9 protein-coding genes are annotated in these 7,184 nt (G+C 44.4%); 5 read left to right on the top strand and 4 right to left on the bottom strand.

Features of this window, described 5'->3' with window-relative positions:
* The first annotated feature begins 27 nt into the window (after positions 1 to 27).
* A complete protein-coding gene (locus IGQ44_10065; GenBank protein HIK38318.1) occupies positions 28 to 582 on the top strand; it encodes an HAD family hydrolase in 555 nt (184 codons plus the stop codon).
* A gap of 726 nt (positions 583 to 1,308) precedes the next feature.
* On the opposite strand, the gene IGQ44_10060 is transcribed toward IGQ44_10065, so the two are convergent.
* Complete coding sequence (locus IGQ44_10060; protein HIK38317.1) at positions 1,309 to 2,796, bottom strand: site-2 protease family protein; 1,488 nt, start codon at positions 2,794 to 2,796, stop codon at positions 1,309 to 1,311.
* 139 nt (positions 2,797 to 2,935) lie between these two features.
* Here IGQ44_10060 and IGQ44_10055 point away from each other — a divergent pair, with 139 nt between their 5' ends.
* Complete coding sequence (locus tag IGQ44_10055; protein ID HIK38316.1) at positions 2,936 to 3,619, top strand: MBL fold metallo-hydrolase; 684 nt, start codon at positions 2,936 to 2,938, stop codon at positions 3,617 to 3,619.
* Between the two features lies 1 nt (position 3,620).
* Here the strand turns inward: IGQ44_10055 and IGQ44_10050 are convergent, their stop codons facing one another.
* Together IGQ44_10050 and IGQ44_10045 are read right to left on the bottom strand one after the other, a co-directional pair.
* Positions 3,621 to 3,866: a hypothetical protein gene (locus tag IGQ44_10050; protein HIK38315.1), complete on the bottom strand. Its 246-nt coding sequence runs from the start codon at positions 3,864 to 3,866 to the stop codon at positions 3,621 to 3,623.
* A gap of 8 nt (positions 3,867 to 3,874) precedes the next feature.
* A complete protein-coding gene (locus IGQ44_10045) occupies positions 3,875 to 4,447 on the bottom strand; it encodes a thylakoid membrane photosystem I accumulation factor (protein ID HIK38314.1) in 573 nt (190 codons plus the stop codon).
* An 85-nt stretch (positions 4,448 to 4,532) separates the two neighbouring features.
* Here IGQ44_10045 and IGQ44_10040 point away from each other — a divergent pair, with 85 nt between their 5' ends.
* A complete protein-coding gene (locus tag IGQ44_10040; protein ID HIK38313.1) occupies positions 4,533 to 5,027 on the top strand; it encodes a J domain-containing protein in 495 nt (164 codons plus the stop codon).
* Between the two features lie 31 nt (positions 5,028 to 5,058).
* On the top strand, positions 5,059 to 5,331 hold the full coding sequence (locus IGQ44_10035) for a DUF3143 domain-containing protein (GenBank protein ID HIK38312.1): 273 nt from the start codon (positions 5,059 to 5,061) through the stop codon (positions 5,329 to 5,331).
* Positions 5,332 to 5,385: 54 nt separating this feature from the next.
* Here the strand turns inward: IGQ44_10035 and chlG are convergent, their stop codons facing one another.
* A complete protein-coding gene (chlG, locus tag IGQ44_10030) occupies positions 5,386 to 6,384 on the bottom strand; it encodes a chlorophyll synthase ChlG (protein ID HIK38311.1) in 999 nt (332 codons plus the stop codon).
* A 141-nt stretch (positions 6,385 to 6,525) separates the two neighbouring features.
* On the opposite strand from chlG, the gene upp reads away from it, so the two are divergent.
* Positions 6,526 to 7,176 carry a uracil phosphoribosyltransferase gene (upp, locus tag IGQ44_10025; GenBank protein HIK38310.1) on the top strand — a complete coding sequence of 217 codons (651 nt, stop codon included), beginning with the start codon at positions 6,526 to 6,528 and terminating at the stop codon, positions 7,174 to 7,176.
* Positions 7,177 to 7,184: the final 8 nt, after the last annotated feature.

The raw sequence follows: 7,184 nt of genomic DNA, 5'->3' as shown, positions 1-7,184 counted from the left end.
TACCAGAAGACTACAGTAGGGCAAGCCATGAACTTCAAGGGTTGGACATTATTTCTTGATAGAGACGGTGTTATAAACAAAAAAATTGATGGAGGTTACGTTTTAAATTTAGAAATGTTTGAGTTTATAGAAGGTTCTGTTGATGCCATTGTTGAACTGAGCACGATTTTTAAAATAATAGTTGTAGTTACCAATCAGAGAGGTGTGGGTAAAGGTCTTATGAGTTTGAAAGATCTTGAAGAAATTCACAATTACATGATTTTAGAAATAGAAAAGGCTGGTGGTAGGATAGATGGCGTGTTTTTTTGTCCACATGACTACGAGAAGGAGGTCTGCAATTGTAGAAAGCCAGACATTGGGCTTGCTCTGCAGGCTAAAGAGGCCTTCCCAGATATTGACTTTAAGAAGTCCTTTGTGGTGGGAGATAGTGCATCGGATATGGAATTTGCTAAAAGGATTGGGGGTATTGGTGTATTTACTGGTGACCGGACCGATTGTAGCAATTATGATTACTTTTATAATAGCCTGTATGAGTTCAGTGTGACTGTTGAAGAATTTTCAAGAACTATTATAGTTACTTGAAATGAAATTTCTCCCTCGCACTAAATATTTTGGTAGAAAGTCAGTAAATGGGAAGGCAATTAGTACATCGGTTGAGGGGCTGTCCGACTTCTTGCTTGGTAGAAAAAGAGCATGATGTTTTAATTGTGGGAAATAAAAATCATCTCGAGGGGGATATAAAGACATATACATTATACATCTTTGTTTAGAGATGTCTTTGTTTAGAGATGGAGGAGTAAATATGAGGTTTAACTTATTGGTATGAATTCTCAAGAGTAATACAATATCATAAAGCTGATACAGTTCATGGGTTTATGGGACTTATGGGTTCAATTACCTTTAGGACGTATTTCTATAAAATTCTAAAAACTCTTTATGTTTTAAGTACACACAACGCAAACATCCCATCCCACTCTGGACAGGATTTTCACCCGCCGTACAGAAAATTATGTGTTGATTAGGTAATAAAAAACACAAAGATTTTAAAAGACCTACTTGACCTTATAAACTTTAAAAATAACTTCGAGAATACAGACAAACTTTAAAAGAAGAATGAAATCAAAGAGGACAACTACATTCTGGATATAGGAAGACTGGATAAACAGAAAAGTCAGGAGCAGCAAAAGCAATATAAACAAGAACCTAGTGAACATTGAGTAGGGTGTGGTCCTATAAATTTAGGACTAAAAGAAAAAGTTATTGTAGTAAAGATAAATACTCTCACAAGCAAACTTATCTGTCTCGCCCCTACATATTCAGCCACTGGGCAACCACCGGTGGCAGAGGTAGAATAATAGACACCAGTAACACCAAGGCTAGTAAACCGCAAAAATCTCTGACGTCGTCTAACTCGGTTACGTCATTCAAAGCTGGTTCGGCACTAGCAGGCATAAACATTAGGAAAACAGCCCATATAAGAAATTCCCTCCTCTGAAAGGCCAGTAGAATCATCAGAAGTCGTGTGATTTGCCCTACTATTATTGCCCTTCTTTGCCCTAGCATCCCATGCACAATGTGTCCGCCATCCAACTGACCCACAGGAATTAGATTGAGGGCAGTCACAATCAAGCCAACATAACCCGCCACCGCCATGGGATGCATTTTGATGGCCATACCCGCCGCTAGCTTCCCTTTTAGCACCATTTTACTGATGCAGGCAAAAAGCAGAGAAAAACGGGGATCTAAAGCACTAAGGTTGAAAAAGCCGGAATCTTCCACCCGAGGCACCACCTGGGAATAAGCTAAACCCCATACTAATACTGGCACCACTACCAAAAAACCGGCCACAGGCCCTGCTATTGCTACATCAAAAGCTGCCTTGCGGTGGGGCATTGGCTCTTTAATGGAGATAAAAGCACCAAAGGTACCCAAAAAGAAGGGGACGGGGATAAAATAGGGCAAGGTGGTGCGAATTTTGTAATAAAGGGCTAAAAGATAATGTCCCAACTCGTGAATGCCTAAGATAAGAATCAGACACAGACTATAGGGTAACCCCCGCAAAATCAGTGCCGGATTCGCCTCCATCTCCTCGACGGTAATGCCCGCAATGGTTGCCCCGGCAATGGTAGTAGTAATAAGAGTTAGTGCCAATAATCCTAAGGCTAGAAAAGGACGGGTTAGTTTCTCCTCCTTTCCTTTTTGTCTCCCACGAGAATAGGGATTGGGCACAAGGGCAAAAAAGGGCTGTCCTTGTATAGTCTCCTGGAATAACAGTAAAAATCTGTCCCCAAAAACCTTTTCTAAATTGGCTTTGACGGTGTTGTAGGCTAAATCTGGGGCCGTCATTAACTTGCCCAAACACAGTACCGCCTGTGGTAAATAGTCCACCTTTTGTAGATAATACACCCCCCAGGGAAAACAATCTCTTAACGCCTTTTCCTCCTCGGCATTCATGGGTTTTATCTCACCGGCCAGAGGATTATTCTCCCCTATATCCATCTTTTCCTCTTTTCTTATATTCCCCTCCCCCATAACAGTAGCGGGAGGATTCTTTCTACCCATTTCAATTAGCCAAACATACACCAACGGGGATAAAATAAGAGGTGCGATGACTAAAAGCGGGGGGATAGACTTACTCCCGGGATTCCATAGATACCAGCCTATCCAAATCATCGGTGGCAGCATTAACGCTAGCCAAAGTAGCCAGAGGGGGGTGTTGGTGATTTTGCTTGCAGTCTTCTGGATCACCACATAACCTATTGCACCCAGGATAAGGAAAAGAATGATTGATTCCATTTCTTGTTTATCAACACCCTATCTTTTGTTGTAGAATCTAAGTCCTCCCACTGCTCACACCAAGGGAAAGATGATTCCACACACCCCTTGCGAGTCAGTGGCCCTGCTACAAACCACAAGTATAAACCGTTTAGCAAGAATGTGTTCCGATCTCAATTTTACAGGAAATACTGGTCAAACAATAACCCAATACAAACCACCAAAATTTGTCTTGGAGAATGTGGTTGCTTTTCCCCCCAACAGAGATACTCTAGGAGGCACCTCTTATCTCCTAATCCATCCTAAAGGTAACATCTTAATTGATTGTCCTTTTTGGGCCGAGGTGTATCGGGATTTTTGCGTCGGTTACGGGGTGCGCTATCTCTTTCTTACTAATAGAAATGGTATCAGCAAACATATTGGTCAATGGAAAAGGGCCCTCAATTGTGAGTTAGTAATACAAGAACAAGAGGCTTATTTACTGCCCAATTTGTCCCCAATTACCTTTGTAGAAGAATATAATTTTTATGACGATTGTTTTGCTTTTTGGACTCCTGGTTATAGTCCCGGTTCCTCTTGTTTGTACTACGAAAAAAATGGAGGTATCTTGTTTTCTGGACGTCATTTACTACCTGTGGGAGAAGGGAAAATTGCCCCTTTAAAGCTAGCAAAAACTTTCCATTGGCCCATTCAACTCCGCAGTGTCCGCAAATTGGCCGCCCGTCTCCAGAATCGCCCCCTTACCTACATTCTCCCCGGTGCCAATACTGGCTATTTGCGTGGGAAGGGGTATATTGACAATGGGGCTGAGCAACTATTACAAGTACTAGAACACTGCAAATAACCTACCATTTTAAAACTGAAAATTCCGGTCCCTTCTCCCGCCTTATTTTACTGTCTCTTTCCATCCAAGAAATTATTTCTTCCACTGTGAGCTCCTCCATGGGCTTGTTATAATGCTGTGCAATTAATTTCAAAAGTCGCCAGGAGGAAATAGTCAGACGAGTTAAGAATTTTTCCTCAGAGGTCAACAAACTGGCCTGAACTTTTAAGGACTCCTCTTCTGTTAAAAATTGTTGGTTGTTAATCATAACAAATCCTAATTCTCCCCTACAAATTCACTGTTAAATTCATTAAAACTTTCCCTTTTTAAGGTTGTAGATTTGGTGGGAGGCAAAAGTCCAAACAACCGTCGGAGGACACCATCAGCCTGTTCAAATTCAATAAGCCCCACCTCATCGAACACCTTATTGCCATTTTGAGCTAAAATGACAGTTTGGGGAATTGCCCCACGATAGTAATATCCTACTTCATCGGGCTGGTATTCCTCTTTCATGGTTATACTATCAACGTTTACAGGTATAATGCTAGCAACCCGACCGTAAAACTCCTGAAGACGAGACACCACAGGAGCAAACTTTTTACAGTCACTGTTGTCGTCTAAGTAGTACACCAAAATTACGGGCATTTGCCGCGCCAAAGATTGTTTGAGGGTGAGGCGGGGGGGGACGAGAGAACCATTTCCAGCGTAGACTACAAAGATATTACCATCAAAGCGATCGTTGTTGAGGTCGGCGACAGCAGCGGGGGGAAACAAACAAAAAGAGGCAATCAGCAGAAGACAAGGGAGGAGAAAGGAAATAAGATGAGAAGGACAACGGCTGGCAAGCATAAGAGCACTCGGTGTTAAAAAGTGGAACCTTGATCTAGAATAGGGAAACAAGTGTTAATTGTCAAAAAGAAAAGACTGCCTGACCGTGAATTCATCCGGCAAACAAGTGGAATATTCTCCGGTTAATAGGACCCCCTTCGCCGACACCCATTACGGCTTGCTGAATCTCCACCCGTCGGCGTCGGTGATTGAAATTAGAAGAGCCTATAAAAAACTGAGTAAATTGTACCATCCTGACACCACCACATTGCCCCCGGAAGAGGCAAAGGAGAAATTCCAAAAGCTGAATGAGGCCTATGCGATTTTGGCCAATCCCCAGACAAGACTCCAATATGACCTTCAGATTGGCTATTACCGTTGGAATGTCCTTCAAACCCCCTATGACGGCCGACTGCCCTCCCCCTCCCAAGTAGACCCCAATATAAAGTATAATCCCCGTAGGTCCAGCTATCTGGAACCCATAGAAAGGCCTTTGTCGGCAGGAGAATTGTTCGCGCTCCTTTTAATGGGAACGACAATTATAGGGTGTCTACTTTTGGCCTTTTCTATTGCTTGGTGGCGGAGTTCTGCCCTATCATAAACAAACAGAGCCATTTACCCCACTAGTCAATATGGCCAATGTAACACCACAAAGTCCCCTGTACAATTTCCCCCTGCCGGAGATTGAAAACTGGCTGAGGAGAATGGGGTGTGAACAAAATCCCCAGGAATTAAACTGCTGGTATGTAAAAAAACCCGGCTGGGAAGCAGAAATAGTTTTAGACACGGAGGAGTTGTGTGTTACCTATCTAAATGCTGGCCCCAACAATAGCAACATCCGGAGGGCCTTCCCCTACTCCTTGTCCCTTAAGGACATCGAAGATGCCGTTTTTTCTGGCCCCTAGTAGGGGTGTGTTTTAGGGAGCCAGTTTTTCTAAAGGCCCCGTGTTACTCCCAGATTACAGAGCTGAAGAGTGTCCCAGGGCCAAACCCACCACCAGCATCCCCAATACTAAAAATGGCTGGGCACTCGCCTGGTATTTTACGTCGTTTTTCAGGGGATCTTTTAGGAAATACATATCCTGGAAAGTAATTTGTGGTATTACAAGCAAGAGGAGAATAGTGGCATATAGATTCTCACCAATATAAATCAGATAGCCCCCAATGGCAATCTGGAAAAAGTCAATCATAAATACGCAAATCCAGGCGGCGGTGGTAACTCCAAACATCACCGGCAAGGATTTTAGGCCTAGCTTTTTATCCCCCTCTACACTCTTGAAGTCATTGACTACGGCAATACCCAACCCCGCCAAGCTGTAAATAAGTGTCAAAATCACAATCCTCCAGTTTAAATCGCCAAACAGGGCATGGCCAGCCCACCAAGGCAAGGCTATATAACTGGCGCCCAGGGCATAATTGCCCAACCAGCCGTTTTGTTTCAGTTTCAAGGGGGGTGCCGAGTAGATATAAGATAGGAGGGCTCCACCGAGAGCTAAACAGGTAATAGTGGGAAACTGATGCCCTGCCCACCTATCCAGTCCATAGGCTGTAGCAACCCCAGCCAATAAGAGTACTACTATTTGCGCAATGACCTGTCCCTCGGAAATGGCGCCGGAGGGGATGGGGCGATAGGGCTCATTAATAGCATCGATTTCCCGGTCATAATAGTCATTGAGAGTCTGAGTATAACCGGCCATAAGAGGGCCAGACATAAACATACAAGTCAGGGATTTGAGCACATCCTCTACGCTCCATACAAACCCCCCAGAAGAAGCAGCCCCACAAATTACTCCCCACATTAGGGGAATCCATGTTATGGGCTTCATCAGTTGTAGCCTTATAAGCCAGATGTTCTTGCCCCTTGCCGCCCCTTTCATCCCCAACAACTGACGCGCTTTGGCTCCCTTGTCCTCTCTTTGTAATTCCACTTTAGTATAATCTTTGTCGGTGTTAGTCATCTCCAACCGCCTATTACTAGTCCAACACCTAACAATATACTAGATTGTCCCTCAAGTCACTATTGACTGTGGTTTATGGTATATCCAGAGCCAGTATAATGAGACACTGACTATCTGAGCTATCTGGGAGGGAAAAACATCATGGCAGCCCAGTTGAGAATTTATGTGCCTCCCCACCCCCTTATCAAGCATTGGTTGGCCGTGGCAAGGGACAAGAATACCCCCACCCCCCTTTTTAAAACCGCCATGGTGGAATTGGGGCGTTGGCTTACCTACGAGGCAGTAAGGGAGTGGTTGCCAACCACAGAGGGAGAAATTGAAACCCCCCTAGCAAAGGCTAAGGCCACCTTTATCAACCCTCAGGTCAAAATAGCCCTAGTGCCCATCATGAGAGCCGGTTTAGCCCTAGCAGAGGGCAGTCAGACAGTTATCCCTCTCGCCTCCACTTACCATCTAGGAATAGTTAGGGATGAGTCCACCCTCCAACCCACCTGCTATCTTAACAAACTACCAGAAACATTTCCCCCCAATACCCCTATCCTTATCCTCGAACCCATGTTAGCCACCGGCGGCACTATTATGTTGGCCATGAAAGAAATTTGTCAACGGGGAGGCAATCCCGACTTCATCCGTATTATCTCTGTTGTGGCTGCACCCCCTGCCCTCCAAAAACTCAGCGCCCAGTACCCCTCCCTTGTCATCTACAGTGCTATGATCGACGAACAAGTCAACGATGCCGGCTATATTGTCCCCGGTTTGGGAGACGCCGGCGATCGTGCCTATGGCACATAGTATAGGCC

It is taken from the genome of Geminocystis sp. M7585_C2015_104 (assembly GCA_015295805.1).
Lineage (GTDB): Bacteria > Cyanobacteriota > Cyanobacteriia > Cyanobacteriales > Cyanobacteriaceae > DVEF01.
The sequence above is the reverse complement of the archived record's forward strand: the minus strand, read 5'-3'. Positions and strand labels throughout refer to the sequence as shown.

Coding starts and splice junctions, on each gene's coding strand:
- IGQ44_10065 (HIK38318.1), top strand. CDS start 28: ATGAACTTCAAGGGTTGGACATTATTTCTTGATAGAGACGGTGTTATA.
- IGQ44_10060 (HIK38317.1), bottom strand. CDS start 2,796: ATGGAATCAATCATTCTTTTCCTTATCCTGGGTGCAATAGGTTATGTG.
- IGQ44_10055 (HIK38316.1), top strand. CDS start 2,936: ATGTGTTCCGATCTCAATTTTACAGGAAATACTGGTCAAACAATAACC.
- IGQ44_10050 (HIK38315.1), bottom strand. CDS start 3,866: ATGATTAACAACCAACAATTTTTAACAGAAGAGGAGTCCTTAAAAGTT.
- IGQ44_10045 (HIK38314.1), bottom strand. CDS start 4,447: ATGCTTGCCAGCCGTTGTCCTTCTCATCTTATTTCCTTTCTCCTCCCT.
- IGQ44_10035 (HIK38312.1), top strand. CDS start 5,059: ATGGCCAATGTAACACCACAAAGTCCCCTGTACAATTTCCCCCTGCCG.
- chlG (HIK38311.1), bottom strand. CDS start 6,384: ATGACTAACACCGACAAAGATTATACTAAAGTGGAATTACAAAGAGAG.
- upp (HIK38310.1), top strand. CDS start 6,526: ATGGCAGCCCAGTTGAGAATTTATGTGCCTCCCCACCCCCTTATCAAG.